Origin of the sequence: Floridaenema evergladense BLCC-F167, assembly GCF_041929205.2 — a bacterium.
Taxonomy (GTDB): Bacteria; Cyanobacteriota; Cyanobacteriia; order Cyanobacteriales; family Aerosakkonemataceae; genus Floridanema; species Floridanema evergladense.
In genome coordinates this window covers 956,135-976,685 of sequence record NZ_CM171625.1, presented here as the reverse complement: position 1 = coordinate 976,685, position 20,551 = coordinate 956,135, and the positions used below count along the sequence as shown (strand labels likewise).

The following is a 20,551-nucleotide window of genomic DNA, read 5'->3' as shown; positions in this document are numbered from 1 at the left end:
TATTAAAAGTCCGAAGCTGATATTCCCGGATACTCGATCTATTCTGCTGGTTTAGCATCATCCCTAGTAGAATCAGCCCCTTGCGATGCAGTTTTGCTTTCGGTTTCTTGGCCTGAAAGAGTTTGCGCTCCATCTCTAATCGCGTTCTTAAATTCCTGGCGACTTTCATCCAAATCCCTTTTAGTTTCTTGGATGTCCAGTACACCTGATGCCATCGTTTGAAAAAACACAGCGGTATTAACAACGCCACTCTCCTCAATTCTCTCTAGCTTATCCAAAAATGCCGATCGTCTACTAACATTCTCTGCCATCCAGTTGCCATTTTCATCTAACACCCCAGCTTTAATGAGGGCATTATTAACTTTAGCTATCCTCTCAGCAGCCATTTCTGCTAAATCGCCATGACAATCTCGCAGATCTTTCATGTTCATTAACATGGTATTGCCAGTGCGAATTATGTTATTAAAAGCTGCCCATTTAGCTTTAGCTTGTTCCCAAGTTTCCACCCCAAAAGCTGCTTTACCTACCTCATCCAATTTTTTAACTATCAACTCTTTAGAATCAAAGCCTTGCCATTCTTCTGTCTCAAAGAACCCTCCGACTAGGGGAATATCATCAAGGATTCTAGGGATAGAATCAATGACAAAAAATATTGAATCAAAGAAAGTTTCGCTAATATCGGCACTGATCATCATTGCATTATGAATATTCAAGAAAACATCAGTGATGTTTAAAATTTGCATAATTCTTGTCATCACTTTGGCTCTACGTGCTTGATTAAAAGCGTGTGCAGTTCGCTTTTTAATTTCAGCCAACAGATTAAACTGTTCCTTGATAGCTTCTTGAGTTCCAGGTAAGCAGAAAACAGTCTTCATTCCCGTTGAATCAACGGTCAGGAGATCTCCGGTAGGCAACTTTGTAATACTTGTTTGATTAACTGGTATAGTTGCTCGCATAGACCGCAAGTACCAGATCATCTCTTCTGCACGGCATCGATCGCACGGCATATCGTCTTCATCTAACTCTGTATCATTATCATAATCTATGCTTGTGTTTGTATTAGTCCAAGGATTTGGGGAATTGAGAGGATTTGCCGGAATTGTTTCTACCGTTACTGTGACCCTTGACCAACCCTTGTTGATAGTTTCACCTATCCTTAATTGTCCGTTTTGGATGTATTGGTATGTGGAATATCCAAAACTTGAGCTTTCATTACCAATCCCAAAATTTTCATAAGGAATTTGATAAACGGGAAAACCAAATTGAGTAATCCTAGTCCAGTTAACATACTGAAGGCTACTCGCAATTATGTAGTAATAGCTGTATTGATTAAATGAGTAAGCATCTGTACTGTCACTAATAGATGCTGAAGCAACAGATTTATAGATACCTCTAAAATTCTCTACATAAACTTCAAAAACTCTTTCTGAAGTAGAAAAGCCATGAGGGAAACTTCCTCTGATAGAATCTGAGTAAAAATTACCTACTTCCCTCGTTACTTTTATTTTTATATCCCCAGTGAATACAAAACCAGCATCAATCTGAATACCGCCTGAAGGTTGCTCGGGAAATCTTTCAGTATTATTCCCCGTTGGCGGTGGTGTAGTTGTTTGAGCTTGCGGTTGTGATTGCGATTGAGGTGTCCTCCTGTCTTGCCTCGATCCTCGGTTGGGTTGAGAAGGTGGATTGAAAAAATTTGGTAATGGGGGAAAACTCAAGTTTGGAAATCTTGGATTAGGTAGCCTGAAAGTACCTCTAAAATCAGGAAATCTAGGTAGTCGTAGATCCACATTTGGAACTCGATTTGGCAATCGAGGGGCACGAGGAAAACGCACAATATTATTTAATCCCGGCAGTCGAGTAGGTCTTGATCCACCTCCGCCGTATCCACCGCCGCCACGACCGCCACCATAAGAGCCGCGACCACTACTATCGGGCAATCGAAAGCCTCCGCCGTATCCACCGCCGCCACGACCGCCACCACCAAAACCACCACGACCGCCACCACCAAAACCACCAAAACCACCGCCGCCACCACGACCGCCACCGCCATAAGGATTCCGTCCCAAAATCTGCCCGTCTGGAGTAAAAACACGACCCATAATAACTGCCTAACTTAAATATTTAATAGCTAATTCATCAATGGTTGGCTCTTTAATTTCTTCTCCCATTATCCATAATGAAATAGTATCATTATTACCTAATAAGCCACTGTTATTGGCTTCAATTCTTACTTTAATTTTTGTTCCAAAAGCTATACCTAGTTTCCCTTGAGTTGTTAAATACTGCATCATTGATTCTGTGTAATTTGGCGACTGACGGTAACACAAAATAGAAGTAGCCGTAATAGTAATACTGCCTACTTCGTAATAGATACTAAAAATTTTAGAAGGTGAATCACTAGTGCGCTCGTTGAAATCTCTGTCTAACTCTTCCTTTGTCCACAAAGCACCGCCTTCCGGTTTAGGTACATAAGGAAGTTCATCAATTGATTTTAAGTCGAATGTTACAAAAAAATCATAGATAATTGCATCGCATTGATAACCATCAATCATTGCAGGCGTATAAATGTCAACGTATTGGTTGTTGTTAGCGCTAGTAATTATTTTAGGGATATTGATGATTTTTTGTGGCATGATTGGATAAAATAATAATTGCTTTCTTTAATTCTAAAACAAGTGTTAAAAGAAGATATTACCACAGTTCAAAAACTAACTCTGCTAAAAGTGCTGAAAAATGTAGAAGTCGATCTAACACCTGTTCAAGTTCAGTTAGCTACAATTGCAGAACAAATAGATTTAATTCCCACAACCGACTTAAGCTCGGTTATGACTAGATTAACAACGATTGAATCTAAAATAGACAACCTCCCCTCAATAACAGGAGGTGTGACATCTGGAGGTGCAACAGTTTTTGCACCTAAAGTGATTAATTTACAGTTGAACGAGGCTTACAGCCAATCAGCTTACAATATCAATTTTGCTTACTTTTATGGTGTAGAGTGCGATCGCTCTTGTCGGGTCAGAGCTTACACCAGTATCGAAAATCTTTTGCAAGATGCTAATAGAACGACTGATGTTCGACCTTTAAATAATCAATGTGTATTTGACATATTAATTAACAAAAATGATGGACTCAGTAGAGCAAACTTTTACCTAAATCCAGTAGCCATATTTACTGGAGAAGTGCTATATTTGCGCTTAGAAAACTTATCTGATGAAACCTTGAATTTTTCGCTTAAATATATGGGGTAGTATGCCAGTAGCTTTTACACAAGAAATTATTCCTCAGCAGTGGAATGCTGCCTTATTAAGAAGTAGCATCACAAATAAAATGATTGCTTTAGGCTACCTTAATGAGAGTACTTCGGAAAATGATATGTATTTCTCTTTCGATCTCCCTACTGCTGCTCCAAAGGATAAAGGATATTTGCGAATAAATGTTAGTCAACCATCTGGTACGAGTATTAAGATTCAGCAATGGTTTTCTGATGCTTACACTACTAACAATCTTGTTAACAGCGTTAGCTCATTTAGTGATACCACTGGAAATTCTGTGAGTATTGGATATGGGTCTAATGAAAACTTCCCTATTAAATTTTGCACTTTTAAGAGTCCAGAAATAGCTTTATTAGCTGTAATACGAAGTGACAATAATGCTTCTAATTTTAATCTTGGCTTTGTATTTCCATCAGTTCGTCCTAGCTGGTGGGATAATAATTCACTTTATGGGTTTTGTGGAGCAGGAAACGATTACTCTATTTTAAAAAGCTGCATAGCCAATCAAATTAATAACAATTCTATAGATATATCCTATTTTCTTCAATCCGCTCCAAACGTTATTAACCCAGGCGGTACTAGGGACTTAATAAGAAGAATAATACTTAGTAGCTGCACTGGGGGAATAATTGTAGGTGCTACTACTACCGATATTGGAATAATAGGTGCTAGTGGGATTCCCCCCTTAACTCAAATCCAAGATTCTAACCAAGTTTGGGTTAATCTAAAAACTAATAATAGTATGGCAATAAGGATTGTGTAGGTAATGAATTACTTCGATAATGGTGAATTTTTGTCATCTGCTTTGATGCTTTCTCTAAGCAGTCTGCCATCCAATCAAATTATTGGATGGCAGATAATTGAAGAATCTCTAGCTTGGCCTAGACCTGTAATGAGCAATGCAATCATGAATCTAGCGACTACTTCTTTTATTCAAATTCACCCTTGAGAAACTACAGAAGGTTTAATTTGAGGCTTGATAAAAAAACAACAGATTTATTACTTATGTTGGAAAAAACACACAAAAAAACCAGAACTCAAATAATTATCGAAGCTATAATTTTGTATGCTAAAAGTACAGACATACAAGAAAATACAGACGGCTTGTAATTCTCTCTACTATTAAGAGTAATTATAAAGTTTTAAATAAAATCAAAAAATAAAGCGGTATTTAAAAAAAATATGGGTAAAGTATAGTAGAAATGTGATATAAAGCCATGAATGAAGTTAAAGAAATACCTCCAAGTTCTTACATTCCTACATACCCTCATTTAAAAGAAATGCCTAGTAGTCCAGCGCAAGGTTTATGGATTATCTCAATGGCTATATTCCCCCTTGTTTTGTGGGGGTTAAAATCTTTCGTGGATGCCAAGATTGAGTATATGCGAGAAATGAATCAAGCAAAACTTGAAGAGTACAAACGGGAACTAGAGCAACGAGACGAGCTTGTTAAGCACGTTCAAGATCAGAACGCTGTTTTACTGAATGAAATAGTTATTATGCGTAGAACGATGGACTTTAGCGGCGAATTGGAGGTTAAACCGTATGTCAAAAAATGAGGAACATCAATTAGTCTTTTCTATGAAGTTGCATGACACTAGTCAATTAGTTTATGGAAATTTAGCACTAATTTATCCTAGTGGCGAAACAATTAACTATCTCTGTACTTCCGGGTGTACGGGTTTTCAAGATAAAGACGATCAATGGGTACGAGCTAGAGGCCCAATTCCCCAAAGAGAAGATTACTTTGTACCGACAAAACCCTATTACTTACCTACCAAAGGAATTGAGGGCAACTTTTACCACATCCAACCAGACCCAGTGAAAAATGCAGCCGGAATAATTAGAGGAGAATTTGGCATCCACTTTGATGCTAACGTTCCCGGCAGCGCAGGGTGTATTGTCTTTAAAAATAGATCTGGCTGGAGAGCTTTTGAGGAACGTATGATAGCAATTCACAAGTTGGGAATAAAAACTATTTCTTTAAAAGTCGAGTACAACTAATCTGCTAAGTTTTCAGACTTAGGGGAGAAATAGGGTAAAAGCATGAAATCAACCGAAATAATTCAGTTGTTTGCCAAAAATTACTCGGTCTGGTTAAAGCAGTCACAGGGCGATCGCCTTTATTACCAAAAGACTTTAACCGCAAATCAAACTAAATGGTTTTTAGATACTTACAACCGGGAACGGAACTTATCGGTATATCAGACTGATGTTAGCGGTGAGATAGAAATTAACTCTAAACCTTGTTACTATCACCTGATTCGCTTCCGAGATGGGATGAGTATATTTCGAGTCGAACCCCTAGAAAATCAAGACTTTGCGCCAATTGCAGAATAAATATCGTCTAGAGAAAAATATTCAGATTGATTTCTGGCTACATGAGGATAACGCCCAAACTGCCAAGATTTTCGCAATAACCAGAGGCATATTCGCAATAGTCAGAACAATTGGGGATAAACTTCTGTAAAATGTACCGTCTTTGTAGGTGTTTAGCGCTCATATCGGAATAAGTATCTTTCCCGAAGTTTAAAATTTCAAGTTTGCGATCGCATTTTTGACCTGCTCTGGTGAAACCTCCAAATATTTCTGAAGTTCGTTCAGAGAGCGATGTCCAGACACTTCTTGTATTACTCTCAATGGTACCCCAGAAGAGCTCAAAGCGGTTAAAGCAGTCCTTCTAAAACTGTGGGTGCTAACACCCTCTAAACCAGCTTTTTGGCAAGCTTGCCTTAATATCCAGTCTGCTGAGTCCGGGTCTATATGTTTCCAAAAGTGCGACCGACTTTGAAACACCCAAAGCTTCCCAGGAACGTGCTTAATTAACAATTCCCTTAATTGTGGGTGAGTGTCGATCGTTCTAGTGGCAATCTTCCCCTTGGTAGCAGCGCGACGAATTTGGATTTGCGATCGCACTTCCCGATCGACTTCGCTGTACACATCGGCAGTCTGAAGGCTGCAAGCTTCGCTGATTCTACACCCCAGGTAAAGACAACATCCAAAAAGGGCACGATTCCGGTCGCTACCCAAACACTCAAACAATTGATTGATTTGTTCCCGGTTCAGGACTGATGCTTTACCGTGTCGATCGATCTTTGGCATAGATTCAATTTACCTATTTAGTTTCGTGGGGATTCTGCTTAGTAGAAATATCTGCTATTTTCCACACTCGCCCTTGACAGTGAACTTCATCATTGATGATCCGAACACCAAAAATTTGACGTTCTAACTCTCTCGATTCTTTTCGTTCTTCATCAGTCATGTAGTCATCGCCTTTTAAACCACTTGGACAACCCTTGGGATCTCCCCCAGCATCCAAATAACGCTGTTTTGCTATGGCAGTCAATTCTAGCAATCTTGCGTACTGCTTTTTCTCTTGTTCCGTCGGTTCTCTCATACTTATAATATCCACTCAGGAGGGACAATATCACCGTTTGGTAAGATGATAGCAATTGGTAAAACAGGACTGAGAGTGTGAATTCGCCAACGTCCTGTTTCTTCATCACAAAGTCTCCATTCAAGCAATTCAAGGGTTTCCAAAGCATTAATTATTAAATACTGTGCTTCGGTTGGTTCCATAAGTTTTTAGTTCTTAATTTTGACTCTAGTTATCGTACCAAAACGAGCCATATTTTTTTCCAAAGCTTTGAGTAGAAGGAGCATGACTACAGTTTTTTAGCCTAATTTTGTAGCAAAACTATTAGTTAATTACGATATGCTTACAGCAGGCTACGCCAAAGCACCCTACCCCAAAATATGTGCGATCGCTTTTATACAATTTCACTTCATCGAAACTTCTTTAAATTCACGCAGACGTTTTTCATACTTTTGTGCGAACGCCTCTCCCATCTCACAAAGTTCTCTAGCTTTCTGTTCAGTAACTTTCGCCAGTTCCAGCATTTCTCCCAGTTCTGCTAGTTGCTTTTCATTTAATTCCGGTTGTGTCATAGCCAGTTTTCCAAACAAGTTTGAGCCTATTAGCATATTACTGAGAAGCTAACTCCAATTCTTCAGCATAAAAATCACCAATCTCCACTGGAAATTTTAAACTCTTTCCCTCGCGCATCTGTGAAACCAGCTTATAGATTTCCACTCCCAAATTCTGATTAAATCTAAACAGATACAAAAAATATTCATCTCCTCTAATACCTTGAATCTGGCGATCGGCAATCGTAGCAGTTTCAACATTTAAAATAAATTCATGTTGCTCCGTACCAATTAACACTACAACATTGAAACCCAGATTTCTTGATGTAGATTCGATAGAAATAACTTGTGTTTTCATTGTTCTATCCAGTAAACAGCTTGTCCATTCCAGTATTCTAAAAAATCATCTTTTCTCATCCTGTATTTTGTCCCATCCCAAGGATCGCGAATGAGAACAGTCTCATTGTAAATACCATCCACTACTACCATGTGTCCTATTCTAGCTCCTGCTCCCCAAAGTACAGCAATCCAAGACCCCGTAGCGTTTAAAGCATCGAAAGATGAAGTACTAACAAAGTTACCTAACCATTTTCCCCGATTATCTGGATTAAGTTGGTTAAGTGCATCTGCCAACAATTCAGGCCAAGTAGGTGATGTTGCTAGTTTTTCAATATCAGCTTGACTAATATTATTAATCCCTCGACTTTTCAAGATCATTTCACCGCAGGCAGAACCGCAAGAGTGAATACTTTGTTGTTGTACAATGGCAGGGTCAGTAACTTCATCAATAACTCGCCAATTACCACCCGCACCAGAAAGTTTAAGGTGCATTTTGTTTAACTTATAACTACAAAATTCACTTTATTGATGTACTCACTCCGGTTTCCTCCCGAATGCCGATCGAGAAAAATCAAAACTTCATCATCAAGATCGATCGTTACTTGTTTAGTCATTTTTATTCTAGCCGATCACTTCTGGAAAGATTTTATCTTAAACTTTGGCTATTAAACTTTGGCTATTAGCGATATGCTTACAGCAGGCTACGCCAAAGCACCCTACCCCAAAATATGTGCGATCGCTTCCTGAACATCACAACTTATCTATTTAACTTCCGATTTCACATCCTTTTTTATCTAAGTAGCGTTGTCGCACTATCTGACAAAGTTCGATCATTCTTTGATATTGTTGATTTGACAATTGGGTTACATGACTTTACTTTAAACTATTTATTCCTTTAATTGCCATATAACTCAACAACCAATTAGCAGCTGTTGCTCTCCTAGCTTGTTCAGGACTAAATTCCCCGACTTTATAACCTTTAAAGCCCAATTTTTCCTTTAATAATTGTTTGTTTTCTTGGGGAATAGAACGAGTTAATTTAACTGTTGGGGGACGACAACCAATAAAATCTGGAGGTTCGGGATATTCGTTTTTCCACTCATCAGCAACGGCGGAGTTATCCCATTTTCCGGTTGCTTCGTCGTAGCGATATCCTAAGTAATACCAAAGTAGTTGGTTAACTGTTTGGGTGTCAATTTCTTCGTTGATAATTGACCAAATCGTTTCTGTGTTTAATGGTGGGAGGTTGGACATTTTTTTAGAACGCAGATAAATGCAGATGAACGCAGATGAACGCAGATGTTTATGAGAGTTTTTGGCTTCGGTTTCTATCTTAGTTTTTTTTACCACAGATGCACACAGATGATTTTTTTAGATAGCTTGTTTAGACGAATTCGCCTTTGGCTATCATAATGGATTTTCCGCCGACAAATACTTCAATTCCTGTGTTGCTTCTTTGGGATTTTAGCAGTAGTAAAGAGGGTCTACCAATTTCATAACCTTGCTCAACTCTTACGTCAACTGGTTTTTCACCAAAATAATTATACTCTACTAAATACCCAGCTAAACAACCGTTAGCGCTACCTGTTGCGGGGTCTTCTGGTACACCCATATAATCAGCGAACATTCGCACGCTCAAATCATTTTCCGGCTTATTTGTTTCAGGACAAAAGACTAAAATTGCTTTAGCGTTTGTCTTACTCACTAAATCGAAATACTTATCTTGATTCACCTTAATTCGTTTCAAAGCTGCGTGATTTTTCAAAGGTACAATAATAAAAGGTACACCTGTAGAAACTTCTTCAATGGGATACCGAGAATCAATTTCCTCAACTTCCAACTTTAACACAGGTGCAAGTTGATTTGGCGAAAAACCCTGACCAAAAGTAGGAGTTCTCTGCTGCATCCACAACCATTCCACCCCATCATTCTGATAATTCAAAGTCACCGGAATTTGTCCCACCTTTAAATTTAAAACTACCTTTTCCACCGAACTTTTAATGATTTCCTGCTGTAAAATAAACGCAGTTCCCAAAGTCGGATGACCAGCAAAAGGTAACTCCTGTCCCGGCGTAAAAATTCTGACATTGTAACCACCATTTATCGCCTCATTAGAAGTAATAAAAGTCGTTTCCGAAAAATTCATTTCCTTAGCAATCTGCTGCATTTCCTCATCAGAAAGATGCGCCACTCCATCACCAGCAAAAACAGCCAACTGATTACCAGCGTACCTTTCCTCAGCAAACACATCAACAATATAAAACTGTAACATCACACCCCCTTTCTTCCTCTTCTCTTTGCGTCCTTCGCGTCTTACGTGCTACGCACACGCTACGCGAACGCGGTTCAAAAAAAACCTACCTTAAACAGCGAATAGCTTCCAATAAACCCCGCGCCTTATTCAAAGTTTCCTCATATTCCTTTTCCGGGACAGAATCAGCAACTAAACCTGCGCCAGCTTGCACAGAAACCGAATGCTTACCATTTCCCTCACTACGAACAACCATAGTTCTGATTGCGATCGCACTATTCAATTGTCCCTCAAAATCATAATAACCATAAACCCCAGAATAAGGCCCCCGACGACAACCTTCCAACTCAAAAATAATTTCCATTGCGCGAATTTTCGGCGCACCACTAACAGTTCCCGCTGGAAAACAAGCCTTCAACAAATCCCAAGCCGTCTTATTATTCCCCAACTTTCCAATCACATTACTAACGATGTGCATCACATGAGAATAACGCTCAATTACCATCAACTCATCAACAGTAACCGTACCACTTGCACAAACCCTACCTAAATCATTCCTGCCCAAATCAACCAACATAACGTGCTCGGCGACTTCCTTGGGATCTTGCAACAACTCTTCACCCAAAGCCACATCTTCCGCAACAGTTTTACCCCGTTTTCTTGTCCCTGCAATAGGTCTTAAAGTCGCCACCAACTCACCTTCTGCGTCAAGTTCTGCCTTCACCATAACTTCAGGACTCGACCCAATAATTTGCCAATCACCAAAGTTAAAATAAGCCATATAAGGCGAAGGATTAATTAACCTTAAAGACCGATAAAGTGCAAAAGGATCGCCAGAATATTCTGCCGTTAATCGCTGGGAAAGTACTACTTGAAAAATATCCCCAGCTTTAATGTAATCTTTTGCTTTTTGCACATTTGCACAAAAATCTGCTTGGGAAATATTGCTAGTATAAGTAATTTCTCCCTCGCCAGTTCCGGGAGGTTTCCAAGCAATTAAAGTACTTTGCTGGGATAAGGGAGATTGTAATTTATTCACTAGCTGGGAAACGCGATCGCAAGCCTGTTGATAAGCCTTTTCTAAATTTACATCAGGATCTCTTAAATCGGCGTATGCGATCGCCCAAATCTTCCGTTTCACCTGATCGAAAATCAACAGATTATCCACCTGCATAAACAACCCATCAGGTAAATCTTTTTCCAAAGCAGGATAAACCGGAACGCGAGGTTCAATCCACTTAATTAACTCATATCCCCAAAAACCAAACAACCCACCAATTCCCGGAGGTAACTGCGGTAATTTTACCGGACGAACTTGTTTTAAACAATAAGTTAAAGCTTGAAAAGGATCGCCTTCAAAAACTACACTCGTTCCATCTCGATAAGTTTGCGTAGTTTTTTCTCCCCTTGCCTCCAAAATCCACAAAGGATCGCAACCTAACAAACTATAGCGCCCAATATTTTCGCCACCTTCCACAGATTCCAACAAAAAACTATAATTTTGTCCCGCACAAACACGATACCAAGCAGAAACCGGAGTATCTAAATCAGCCACCCATTCTTGATAAACTGGGACAAAATTACCTTGTTTAGCTAATTCGGAAAACTGTTGAAAATCTGGAAATATCATAACTTTTACCTTTGGGATGGCAACCCATCTCGACAACCTGAAGTCTTAAATTTTTGTACCATTGGTGGTATATCTGGTCTATTCATTCTAGCCCTATTCATAAATTCACTCATAGTTAGAGGAATTCTGGGATTCATATAAGGAGGTGTGACAAAGATATCCGGTTGATTATTTCTGACACTAGCTACTCCTAAATAATTTCCCTGTTTAATAATTACTTCTTTTCGATTAGTGCGAATTTCTCCATCAATTACATTGCCAAAAAATAATTCATTTTCCCCCAAACCTTCATAAATTATACAAACACGACCTTTACTATTTCCCGGATAAACTAACAAACTTTCCTCATATCCTGACCAATATCCCAAAAAAGGCGCGACAATGCGATCGACTTTTGCCCAAGCTGAAACAAAAGAATTGTAGCGTTGTTTATCAGCTGAAATGCGAGAATCTTTAAATTCATTCTCATTTTCTCTGGTGCGAATTTGTCCCCGCAACTTTTCTCGCAACCTCATCAATTCTGCATTTGTAGGATATCTTTCCGAATATGATTGAGCAAAAACTTGCCAAGAACATACATTTAACGCAATTATACTCAATCCCAAACTAATTATTAATTTGCCATTCATTAACTTTTTTATTAACCACAAATGACCAATGACAAATAACACTAATAACTCAAGCCTCGGAAAGAATGTCCCCTCCAAGACTTGAGTAATTTAAGGGTAATGGACTATTGCCAATTTATTTGGACATTCCCTACAGATAATTTCTGCAAGATTCTTAGTTATTGAGGTTTTTTCACCCCATTCCCAAGCATTTTACCAGATTAAAAACCTGGAGGTTTCCGTTTGTCCTGCGGCACCTTTTCCTAAAACAGTTTTGCTTAACTAGGCGTTGTAAGTAGCTACACCGCTAAATTTCAGTTTTGCAGGTTCGGGATTTTGACCGATACTGCGGTCTTTCTTCCCATTGTATGGACGACCTGGGTTCACTTTTTCAGGGAACACGCCATCCGCAGGATGCAAGTATTCGATTTCGCCGTTGGGGAAAACGCGGTAAATCTTGTAATTGTTGATTTTAAATTTAGCGCGGAGTTGCTGACCGCCCAAAGCGATACATTGTTCCTTGCGGGCTAAGTATAGCAAGTTGTCGCCTTGAAGCATTACAGCAGCGCCACCAGTGGGCATTTCAAATACTTGTTCCTTGGGGCTAGTCCAAGTAATAGCGTACTTTTCTTCGGTTTCTGCTTTGCTCAGTAAGCCGCCTGTGCTGCCACCGAACAGAGGTGCTTGTCCTTTAAGCTCTTCTGTCATAGGTTCCTTTCTGAACGTTTTAGGGAATCCTATCACTCTGTTAGCGCTAGTATTACTACTCTGATAAGAACTGTAACAGTTCTTTAGGGTTTGGTCGGGGATTGGGGATTGGGGACTGGGGATTGGGGACTGGGGATTGGGGACTTGGGGATTGGGGACTGGGGATTGGGGATTGGGGACTTGGGGAAATTATTTAACTCAAAACCTGGATCAGGATTTATGGATTTACATTCTGGATCAGGATTAAGGAACAGGATGAATCAAAAAATCTAGTAAATCTGTAAATCCTGGTCAAAAACTTTCCCTCTTCCCCAGTCCCCAATCCCCAATCCCCAGTCCCCAGTCCCTCAGTTTGATTCTGCGATCGGCACTGTAAAATGAAACTGAGTGCCTCGATCCTTACCAGCGGACTCTGCCCAAATTTGACCGCCCCAAGCAGTGACTATTTGGCGACAAATTGCTAGTCCTAAACCTGTACCGCCTGTGGTGCGCCGCAATGCGCCTTCTTCTTGGTAAAATCGATCGAACACTCTCTCCAATCTATTCGGTTCAATCCCTCTTCCCGTATCCGCTACTGTCACTTCCAACATTTGATTACCGTTGGTTTTAGCTTGAATCGTCACTTCTCCTTGGGGAGAGGTAAATTTACAGGCATTATCAAGCAGCTTATTCAGCACCTCCACTAACCATTCCCCATCTGCTTGCACTAAGGGCAATTCAGCCGATACTTTGGTGGTAATTTGCGGTAATTCTTCCTTGGTACTTCGCACTCTCGTACTGCTGAGGGCTAAGTCTACGCATTCTTGAACTTGTAAGGCTTCGGGATGCCATTCTACCCGACCGCTTTCTAGTTGGGAAAGGGTGAGAAAGTCTTGAATTAATTTCCGCATTCTTTCTGCATCAGACAATGCTGAACTCAACATTATCTGTTGCAAATCGGGGGGCATATCTGGTTCACTGGCTAAACTTTCCAGGCAAACTTGAATTGTGGATAATGGAGTTCGCAGTTCATGTCCGGTAATGGCAATCAGGTTGCTGCGCGTGCGTTCTAATGCTTCTAGTTGTTCGTTGAGGTCTTCTAGGTTAGTGTATGCTTCGGCTTGAATTAAGGCAACTCCGAGTTGAGATGCGATCGCTTCTGTTAACTCCAACGCCTCTTCTTCCCACTCATGAGGTACCACCCCACAATGGTGTAACTCCAACATCCCCAGCAATCTACCTTTATCCAACACTGGCACTAACAACCAAGAAATAATTCCAAACCGTTGCACCAAATTTTGCAATACTAGCGAATTTTGTACTCGCACATCTATCTGAGTGTTTGCCACATAAACTCGTTCCTGCTTCGTTACCACTTCCTGAAACAAAGGATTATCTTGTAACGGCCAATTTTCCCTTGCTAACGAAGAAACTCCATGACTCAAAAATTCATGGTGATTTGTGGCACATTTGTCTGTCTGTTTACAGCGATAAATCAAGCATCGACAAACCTGCATTGCTTGTCCTAACTCTTCGGCAGCTTTTGAAAGAATTTCATGAGTGTTGAGTGATTGCCGAATTGCTGCTGTAATTGAATTGACTAAGCGTTCTTTCCGTTCCTGTTCGCTAATTGATTTATAAGCTTTTAATAATTTATATTGACCTGCTTGCAAATAGGTAACTAAACGTTGTACGAAGGGATCGGGATTGGGAATTGGACATTCCGCTGCTTCATTAATTTTGGGTTTTGCTTCTTTTACTTGTAAAAACTGTTTTTGTGCCTGCTTAATTTTACTCTTTAACTGCGGTCGGTAAGCTAAAATCCGCTTTAGTAATAATTCGGCAGCTTTTTTAGCTACTTGGCGATCGAACGTCCAAATCCCCTCAAATCGGCGAGAAGTATCTATATCTAATAAATTTTCCTCTGATTCCGACAATGTTGCCACAGAGCATTCCTGACAGACAAGACAGCTGGCATACTGCTGTCCAATCACTACCAAATGCCATTCCTGCGATAAGCTATCCTCTGGGTCGAAAGCTACCATCTCGTAGCGATCGTAACCGCTAGAAAAGCTAGTTTCTGGTGCCGCTAGTACGTAGATTTGCTCGCTTTTTTGGGCGATTCTCTGATATCGGTGCGCTTCCTGACGGTAAAAGCGTTCTTGCTGAAAACTCGCAATTACTAAAGGTGCGTCTGAACTCGCCAAAACTTGGTCTTCCATTGCGTGCGAAAGCGCCGTTAAGGAAGACTTAAAGTACATTTGAGGCCGCAAATCGGGCAGTCCTTGCAGCAAATCTCCCAGCACAGAATCGTTGATTATCATGGATTTCTTCGATCGAATCCCGGCAAAGTCCATGTCACAAGCAGCAAAGTCAGCTCCTTCCGAATCGCTCAAATCATCTTCACCTAACAGATCCATTCAGATTTTAGCCTAAAACAAATCTTGGTTCGCCCAATTTTCTCGATCGCTAACTGACTTCATTTCTATTTTGAGCCAGAAGCGCTTCTCTGTGAAGTTGACAAACCGGAATCAAACTTGTTATCTTATATGTAGTCGTAATGACTACGATTTGGAACGATACAAACCATCTGGTAGAGGGCAAAAAGCGGCACAAGTAGTTAAGTGAAGTTAAATATTGTTGCTTTTAGTAAAGAGCATCTTGACAAACAAGGAAGAATAGTATGGTGAAAATAGTTGGCATTGGTGGTAGTTTGCGAGAAGACTCCTACAGTCAGTTAGCGCTAGAATTAGCCGCCCAAAGAATTGAAGCTTTAGGTGCAAAAGTAGAAATTCTCGACTTACGGGAAATGGAATTACCATTTTGTAATGGAGAGGATAACTATCCAGATTATCCCGATGTGGAAAAGTTGCGAAATGCAGTGCAACAAGCGGACGGTTTAATATTAGCAACACCGGAATATCATGGCAGTGTTAGCGGTGTGATGAAAAACGCTTTAGATTTGATGAGTTTCGATCAACTCAGTGACAAAGTTACTGGTTTAATTAGTGTTTTGGGTGGTCAATCAAATAGTAATGCGTTGAATGATTTAAGGGTGATAATGCGTTGGGTTCACGCTTGGGTGATTCCCGAACAAATTGCGATCGGACAAGCATGGAAAGCTTTTAATCAAGACGGCAAAATAGTTGATGAAAAACTCTCCAAACGCTTCGATGAATTTGCCCAAAGCTTAGTAGAAAACACCCAAAAACTACGAAAAGCCGCTTAAATGTAGGGTGCGTTACGCTGCGCTAACGCACCCTACGAATTTTAATGATGATGATGATGATGATCGTGGTGGTGATGATGATGAGTAGCGGAATGCAAATTCACCGCTAAAGCTTGTTCGGATAACAAAGCTTCAATTTGGGGATTTGCCCATTCTGCTGCCATTTTCAAGAATTCTGAATGGTCGTTGACACAAGCCATTTGAACAAAGTTAACATCTGAATTTTGACTTTGTAAACCATGAATAATATGATCTACATCTAGTAGAGTTTCGTGGTTTTCAGTAGCAAAACCAATGGGCATAAAGACGATCGCCTTAGCACCCAAATCAATTAAGTTTTGCGCTGCTACAGTAGCATTCGGTTGCGTCCATTCAATCAACGGCGTGTCATGATTCAACCAACCCACAGAAATCAAAGGATAACGGTTAATTAATTTTTCCCGCACTAACTCATAAAGCGCTTCACTTTCCATAATTCCCGAAGTGAAACCTTTTGCTTTGTGAGGACAACCGTGATTCATTAACACGATGCCAATTTGAGAAGGCAAGTAAGAATTTGCTAATTCTTGAGCAGTCTTTTCTTCTACTAATTGAGCCATCAAATTAATGTAAGCTGGCTCATTGTAGAAAGAGGGAATGTAACGCTGTCCTTTTACCCAATGTTCGTCGCCATCTGCTAATGCCAGAGCTTTGTTAACTTGCTCAACAGCAATGCCGCTGGTAAAGATAGAATCAACAACTAACAAAGGATAAATTAGGATTTTATCAAAACCTTCCTCTTTAATTTGCGCGATTACTTGTTCTGGTAAAAAGGGAGCGCAAAAGTTAAAAGCTTTAAAAACTTTGATTTTGTCGCCCCATTTTTCTTGTAAATTCTTTTCAATTCCGGCTCTTTGTTGTTCAAAAATCGCGTTGTGCGGGGAAATAAAATGGTCGTGTTGATGTCCCCACTCATGGCGATCGAACATTGCCAAAATCTTCGCTAATGGCGGATAAATCCAGGTTGGTACCGGAGCAAACTTAGCAGTAAGTAAATTTAACGCTTGTTCGTTGTAGTTAGCAAAGTCTTCGTAACTTTCAACTTCACCATAACCCATCAGTAATACAGCAACCCGATCGTTGGCATTTGACTGTAGAGGTGATTGTTGCAGTTTTTCCGGGGTAGCAACCATGTTAGATTCCTCTAGAAAATGATGTAAAAGCAAAGTGGGATTCCAGGTTCTAACCTTGCGCTACAGTTAGCGATCGAAGGCAGAAGGCAGAAGTCAGCAGAAAAGAAGGCTAAAATAAAGTTTTTTCTCTTGTTTTTAACTATATATTTCTACCAACCTGCATTTTCCCTGAAGAACGCCACTCATCCCTCTAGGTTAACATCCCCTCCCCCAGGATAGGATGTTGACATCTAAATAATTCCTTAAGGCAGAAAAGGGACAAGGTGACAGAAGAGTTCTCAAGAGTCTCCCTTGCTTAACTAGCGACAACTACGCGATCGCGCCCCTCCGCCTTAGCTTTATATAAAGCTGAGTCAGCTGCTTGAATTACCCTCTCGCCTGTTATGCCATGCAGGGGGAAAATTGCTACTCCTAAAGATAAAGTAATTCTTCCTAATTGTTGATGACGACTATGCAAATTTAAGTGCTTAATTCCTTTTGTATTTCTAGTTGGCTTTTGGTAAATATAAAGAATAATGCTTGCTTAATGATGAGCTTAATTATTTGTCCGGGAATTCACGAACCAAAATTAACAGAGAGCTTCCTAGCAGGATTACAATTAAACAATAGCCAAAACCCGCCTGATATTTTGATTTTTCCAACACAAGATTACCCAGCCTATTCATCAGGGCATATTTTGCAGTTTTTGCGCCAAAATCATCCTTTATCTTCACCAATCTTAGTTATTAGCTTCAGTGCTGGGGTTGTGGGAGCAATAGCAGCGGTTTGGGGATGGCAACTTCTAGGAGGTAAAGTCACAGCTTTTATTGCCTTAGACGGTTGGGGTGTCCCTTTAGCAGGTAACTTTCCCATTCATCGCATCAGCCATGATTATTTTACTCATTGGAGTTCAGCTTTATTGGGAAGTGGGGAAGATAATTTCTATGCTGCACCTTCAGTAGAACATTTGGAACTTTGGCGACAACCCCAAACCGTTTCCGGTTGGTGGATACATTCGCAAAACCACACCGAACAGAAAACCCCAACCACAGCCGCCCAATTTTTAACTATGTTGTTAGACAGATACAAAACGTAAAAGTTTTAGATAAAATTAAGCTTAAGCTAACGAGCAGGAAATTCTATGTAAAAAGTCTAGACAACTGAAAAATTTTTGTGGCAGCATGATGGTTATTTGCTATTAGCTCAAGCCATGTTTTGGTCAATTGCCTTTCTAGTAAGCACTTTCAGCTTTTTCTAATGCGGCAATCCTGTTTAATTCCTGGCGATCGATTCAAGAAATATTAAAAAGATGGGTATGTTTAGTTTTAACCAAAAAAATCCATATAAAAATTGTAAGTAGGAACACAAATCAAGAGAGCTAATCCTAAAGTATTATTAAATACAAATTTGCTCGGCAAATTTAGATGTTGTTTATGGAGAGGTATGTGAATCGTGTCTACTCAAACCTTGACTGCTAAAGAATCTAGTGGTGGGGAGGATAACTCCTCATCTCATGCCATCCGTGCTACAGGTGCGTATGCTTTACTCGATAGTCTCAAACGTCATGGCGTAAAGCATATTTTTGGTTATCCAGGTGGGGCAATTCTGCCGATTTATGATGAAGTATATCGTTTTGAAGCAGCAGGCTACATCAAGCATTTCCTAGTTAGACATGAACAGGGTGCGGCTCATGCTGCCGATGGTTATGCGCGGGCAACTGGTCAGGTGGGTGTTTGCTTCGGTACTTCTGGGCCGGGAGCGACTAATCTAGTAACTGGGATTGCTACGGCTTACATGGACTCAATTCCGATCGTAGTCATTACCGGACAAGTACCACGCGCCGCAATTGGTACTGACGCTTTCCAAGAAATTGATATTTATGGAATTACTCTACCAATTGTTAAACATTCTTATGTAGTCCGCGACCCAAGAGACATGGCGAGAATAGTGGCAGAAGGATTCCACATCGCCAGTACAGGTCGTCCGGGGCCAGTTTTAATTGATGTGCCTAAAGATGTAGGATTAGAAGAATTTGATTATGTACCAGTAGAACCGGGTTCGGTGAAATTGCACGGTTATCGACCAACATTTAAAGGTAATCCCCGGCAAATTAGCCAAGCAATTAGTTTAATTCGGGAAGCACATCGACCGTTATTATATGTGGGTGGAGGTGCGATCGCAGCCAGCGCTCATTCCGAAATCAAAGAATTAGCCGAATGCTTCCAAATCCCAGTGACTACCACTTTAATGGGTAAAGGTGCTTTTGATGAAAATCACCCCTTGGGATTAGGAATGTTGGGAATGCACGGCACCGCTTACGCTAACTTCGCCGTTACAGAATGCGACTTGTTAATCGCTGTGGGTGCCCGTTTTGATGACCGAGTAACAGGTAAATTAGATGAATTTGCCCCCCGTGCTAAAGTAATTCACATTGACATTGACCCAGCAGAAGTAGGCAAGTGTCGCGCCCCTGAAGTACCCATTGTTGGTGACGTGCGCCAAGTTTTGATGGAGTTGTTGCGCCGTTGTCAGGAAACAAACGTTTGTGGAGATGCTGTTCAAACTAAGGAATGGTTGGAACGGATCGATCGCTGGCGAAATGATTATCCTTTAGTAGTACCTCAGTATCCTGACGTGCTATCTCCCCAAGAAGTGATTGTGGAATTGACAAAACAAGCACCTTATGCCTATTACACCACAGATGTTGGTCAACACCAAATGTGGGCAGCACAATTCTTGAAAAATGGCCCCCGGCAATGGATTTCCAGCGCTGGTTTAGGCACAATGGGTTTTGGAATGCCTGCGGCTATGGGTGCTAAGGTGGCGCTACCAAATGAAGAAGTAATTTGTATTGCCGGAGATGCCAGCATCCAAATGAATATTCAGGAGTTGGGAACTCTCGCCCAGTATGGCATTGATGTTAAAACCGTGATTATTAATAACGGTTGGCAAGGAATGGTGCGCCAGTGGCAAGAAACTTTCTATGATGGGCATTATTCGGCATCGAATATGGAATCGGGAATGCCTGATATCGTGAAGTTGGCGGAAGCTTACGGACTCAAGGGTGTGGTAGTTCGCACTAGGGAAGAGTTGAAAGATGCGATCGCCCAAATGTTAGCGCACAAAGGTTCTGTGTTGCTAGATGTTCATGTGAAGCGCGATGAAAACTGCTACCCAATGGTAGCTCCTGGTAAGAGCAATGCACAGATGATCGGTTTGCCAGAACTTCCGAAAACAGATCAAGCAGCTGAGTTAATTTACTGTCATCATTGCGGTGCGAAGAATGTTTCTACTAACCATTTCTGCCCAGAATGCGGCACGAAATTGTAGGTTGATTTGCACTAATTAATGTTAGTCTAGGGGCGTGAACATTCACGCCTCTTTTTATCAGGAGAGTGGTTCTCATTTCAAGCAATTTTTGTTAGCAAGTGTATTTTTTCTATTGAGAGTT

The 20,551-nt window shown here is 40.5% G+C and carries 25 protein-coding genes; 9 read left to right on the top strand and 16 right to left on the bottom strand.

Going from position 1 to position 20,551, the window contains the following annotated elements; genetic code table 11:
* Positions 1 to 38: 38 nt before the first annotated feature.
* Together ACE1CA_RS04540 and ACE1CA_RS04535 are read right to left on the bottom strand one after the other, a co-directional pair.
* On the bottom strand, positions 39 to 2,102 hold the full coding sequence (locus ACE1CA_RS04540; RefSeq protein ID WP_413275941.1) for a hypothetical protein: 2,064 nt from the start codon (positions 2,100 to 2,102) through the stop codon (positions 39 to 41).
* 9 nt (positions 2,103 to 2,111) lie between these two features.
* Positions 2,112 to 2,636, bottom strand: coding sequence for a hypothetical protein (locus ACE1CA_RS04535; protein WP_413275942.1), 525 nt, complete (start codon positions 2,634 to 2,636; stop codon positions 2,112 to 2,114).
* A 42-nt stretch (positions 2,637 to 2,678) separates the two neighbouring features.
* Here ACE1CA_RS04535 and ACE1CA_RS04530 point away from each other — a divergent pair, with 42 nt between their 5' ends.
* From ACE1CA_RS04530 to ACE1CA_RS04505, 6 genes are all read left to right on the top strand, one after another.
* Positions 2,679 to 3,254, top strand: coding sequence for a hypothetical protein (locus tag ACE1CA_RS04530; protein WP_486517653.1), 576 nt, complete (start codon positions 2,679 to 2,681; stop codon positions 3,252 to 3,254).
* A gap of 1 nt (position 3,255) precedes the next feature.
* Positions 3,256 to 4,041 (top strand): hypothetical protein, encoded by a 786-nt coding sequence (locus tag ACE1CA_RS04525; protein ID WP_413275944.1) that lies wholly within the window; start codon positions 3,256 to 3,258, stop codon positions 4,039 to 4,041.
* A 3-nt stretch (positions 4,042 to 4,044) separates the two neighbouring features.
* Positions 4,045 to 4,227: a hypothetical protein gene (locus ACE1CA_RS04520; protein WP_413275945.1), complete on the top strand. Its 183-nt coding sequence runs from the start codon at positions 4,045 to 4,047 to the stop codon at positions 4,225 to 4,227.
* Positions 4,228 to 4,495: 268 nt separating this feature from the next.
* Positions 4,496 to 4,837, top strand: a complete 342-nt coding sequence (locus ACE1CA_RS04515; RefSeq protein WP_413275946.1) for a hypothetical protein — start codon at positions 4,496 to 4,498, stop codon at positions 4,835 to 4,837.
* The gene (locus ACE1CA_RS04510; protein ID WP_413275947.1) at positions 4,824 to 5,282 is read left to right on the top strand and encodes a hypothetical protein; all 459 of its coding nucleotides are present in this window, start codon (positions 4,824 to 4,826) and stop codon (positions 5,280 to 5,282) included. Before ACE1CA_RS04515 ends, ACE1CA_RS04510 begins: the two co-directional genes overlap by 14 nt.
* Positions 5,283 to 5,324: 42 nt before the next feature.
* Positions 5,325 to 5,618, top strand: a complete 294-nt coding sequence (locus ACE1CA_RS04505; RefSeq protein ID WP_413275948.1) for a hypothetical protein — start codon at positions 5,325 to 5,327, stop codon at positions 5,616 to 5,618.
* A gap of 189 nt (positions 5,619 to 5,807) precedes the next feature.
* Here the strand turns inward: ACE1CA_RS04505 and ACE1CA_RS04500 are convergent, their stop codons facing one another.
* The 12 genes from ACE1CA_RS04500 to ACE1CA_RS04445 all read right to left on the bottom strand — a co-directional run bounded on the left by ACE1CA_RS04500 (position 5,808) and on the right by ACE1CA_RS04445 (position 15,044).
* Complete coding sequence (locus ACE1CA_RS04500; protein ID WP_413275949.1) at positions 5,808 to 6,380, bottom strand: tyrosine-type recombinase/integrase; 573 nt, start codon at positions 6,378 to 6,380, stop codon at positions 5,808 to 5,810.
* A gap of 13 nt (positions 6,381 to 6,393) precedes the next feature.
* Positions 6,394 to 6,675, bottom strand: coding sequence for a hypothetical protein (locus tag ACE1CA_RS04495; RefSeq protein WP_413275950.1), 282 nt, complete (start codon positions 6,673 to 6,675; stop codon positions 6,394 to 6,396).
* A gap of 2 nt (positions 6,676 to 6,677) precedes the next feature.
* On the bottom strand, positions 6,678 to 6,857 hold the full coding sequence (locus tag ACE1CA_RS04490) for a hypothetical protein (protein ID WP_413275951.1): 180 nt from the start codon (positions 6,855 to 6,857) through the stop codon (positions 6,678 to 6,680).
* 201 nt (positions 6,858 to 7,058) lie between these two features.
* The gene (locus tag ACE1CA_RS04485) at positions 7,059 to 7,226 is read right to left on the bottom strand and encodes a hypothetical protein (protein WP_413275952.1); all 168 of its coding nucleotides are present in this window, start codon (positions 7,224 to 7,226) and stop codon (positions 7,059 to 7,061) included.
* A 37-nt stretch (positions 7,227 to 7,263) separates the two neighbouring features.
* The gene (locus ACE1CA_RS04480; protein WP_413275953.1) at positions 7,264 to 7,563 is read right to left on the bottom strand and encodes a hypothetical protein; all 300 of its coding nucleotides are present in this window, start codon (positions 7,561 to 7,563) and stop codon (positions 7,264 to 7,266) included.
* The gene (locus tag ACE1CA_RS04475; RefSeq protein WP_413275954.1) at positions 7,560 to 8,036 is read right to left on the bottom strand and encodes a cysteine peptidase family C39 domain-containing protein; all 477 of its coding nucleotides are present in this window, start codon (positions 8,034 to 8,036) and stop codon (positions 7,560 to 7,562) included. Before ACE1CA_RS04475 ends, ACE1CA_RS04480 begins: the two co-directional genes overlap by 4 nt.
* A 381-nt stretch (positions 8,037 to 8,417) precedes the next feature.
* Positions 8,418 to 8,798 (bottom strand): DUF1823 family protein, encoded by a 381-nt coding sequence (locus tag ACE1CA_RS04470; protein WP_413276014.1) that lies wholly within the window; start codon positions 8,796 to 8,798, stop codon positions 8,418 to 8,420.
* Between the two features lie 130 nt (positions 8,799 to 8,928).
* Positions 8,929 to 9,816 carry a PhzF family phenazine biosynthesis protein gene (locus ACE1CA_RS04465; protein ID WP_413275955.1) on the bottom strand — a complete coding sequence of 296 codons (888 nt, stop codon included), beginning with the start codon at positions 9,814 to 9,816 and terminating at the stop codon, positions 8,929 to 8,931.
* Positions 9,817 to 9,901: 85 nt separating this feature from the next.
* A complete protein-coding gene (gene trpE / locus ACE1CA_RS04460; protein WP_413275956.1) occupies positions 9,902 to 11,425 on the bottom strand; it encodes an anthranilate synthase component I in 1,524 nt (507 codons plus the stop codon).
* A gap of 5 nt (positions 11,426 to 11,430) precedes the next feature.
* Positions 11,431 to 12,054 (bottom strand): hypothetical protein, encoded by a 624-nt coding sequence (locus ACE1CA_RS04455; protein WP_413275957.1) that lies wholly within the window; start codon positions 12,052 to 12,054, stop codon positions 11,431 to 11,433.
* Positions 12,055 to 12,315: 261 nt separating this feature from the next.
* A complete protein-coding gene (psaD, locus tag ACE1CA_RS04450; RefSeq protein ID WP_413275958.1) occupies positions 12,316 to 12,741 on the bottom strand; it encodes a photosystem I reaction center subunit II PsaD in 426 nt (141 codons plus the stop codon).
* A gap of 347 nt (positions 12,742 to 13,088) precedes the next feature.
* Positions 13,089 to 15,044 (bottom strand): DICT sensory domain-containing protein, encoded by a 1,956-nt coding sequence (locus ACE1CA_RS04445; protein WP_413276015.1) that lies wholly within the window; start codon positions 15,042 to 15,044, stop codon positions 13,089 to 13,091.
* A gap of 359 nt (positions 15,045 to 15,403) precedes the next feature.
* On the opposite strand from ACE1CA_RS04445, the gene ACE1CA_RS04440 reads away from it, so the two are divergent.
* Positions 15,404 to 15,949, top strand: coding sequence for an NADPH-dependent FMN reductase (locus tag ACE1CA_RS04440; RefSeq protein ID WP_413275959.1), 546 nt, complete (start codon positions 15,404 to 15,406; stop codon positions 15,947 to 15,949).
* A 41-nt stretch (positions 15,950 to 15,990) separates the two neighbouring features.
* On the opposite strand, the gene ACE1CA_RS04435 is transcribed toward ACE1CA_RS04440, so the two are convergent.
* Both ACE1CA_RS04435 and ACE1CA_RS04430 read right to left on the bottom strand, forming a co-directional pair.
* Positions 15,991 to 17,121 carry a ferrochelatase gene (locus ACE1CA_RS04435; protein WP_413275960.1) on the bottom strand — a complete coding sequence of 377 codons (1,131 nt, stop codon included), beginning with the start codon at positions 17,119 to 17,121 and terminating at the stop codon, positions 15,991 to 15,993.
* A gap of 295 nt (positions 17,122 to 17,416) precedes the next feature.
* A complete protein-coding gene (locus ACE1CA_RS04430) occupies positions 17,417 to 17,578 on the bottom strand; it encodes a diguanylate cyclase (protein ID WP_486517652.1) in 162 nt (53 codons plus the stop codon).
* Positions 17,579 to 17,650: 72 nt separating this feature from the next.
* Between ACE1CA_RS04430 and ACE1CA_RS04425 the strand changes: the two genes are divergently transcribed.
* Both ACE1CA_RS04425 and ilvB read left to right on the top strand, forming a co-directional pair.
* Positions 17,651 to 18,196, top strand: a complete 546-nt coding sequence (locus ACE1CA_RS04425; RefSeq protein ID WP_459563552.1) for a hypothetical protein — start codon at positions 17,651 to 17,653, stop codon at positions 18,194 to 18,196.
* Positions 18,197 to 18,618: 422 nt separating this feature from the next.
* Complete coding sequence (ilvB, locus tag ACE1CA_RS04420; RefSeq protein ID WP_486517962.1) at positions 18,619 to 20,430, top strand: biosynthetic-type acetolactate synthase large subunit; 1,812 nt, start codon at positions 18,619 to 18,621, stop codon at positions 20,428 to 20,430.
* The last annotated feature ends 121 nt before the right edge of the window (positions 20,431 to 20,551 follow it).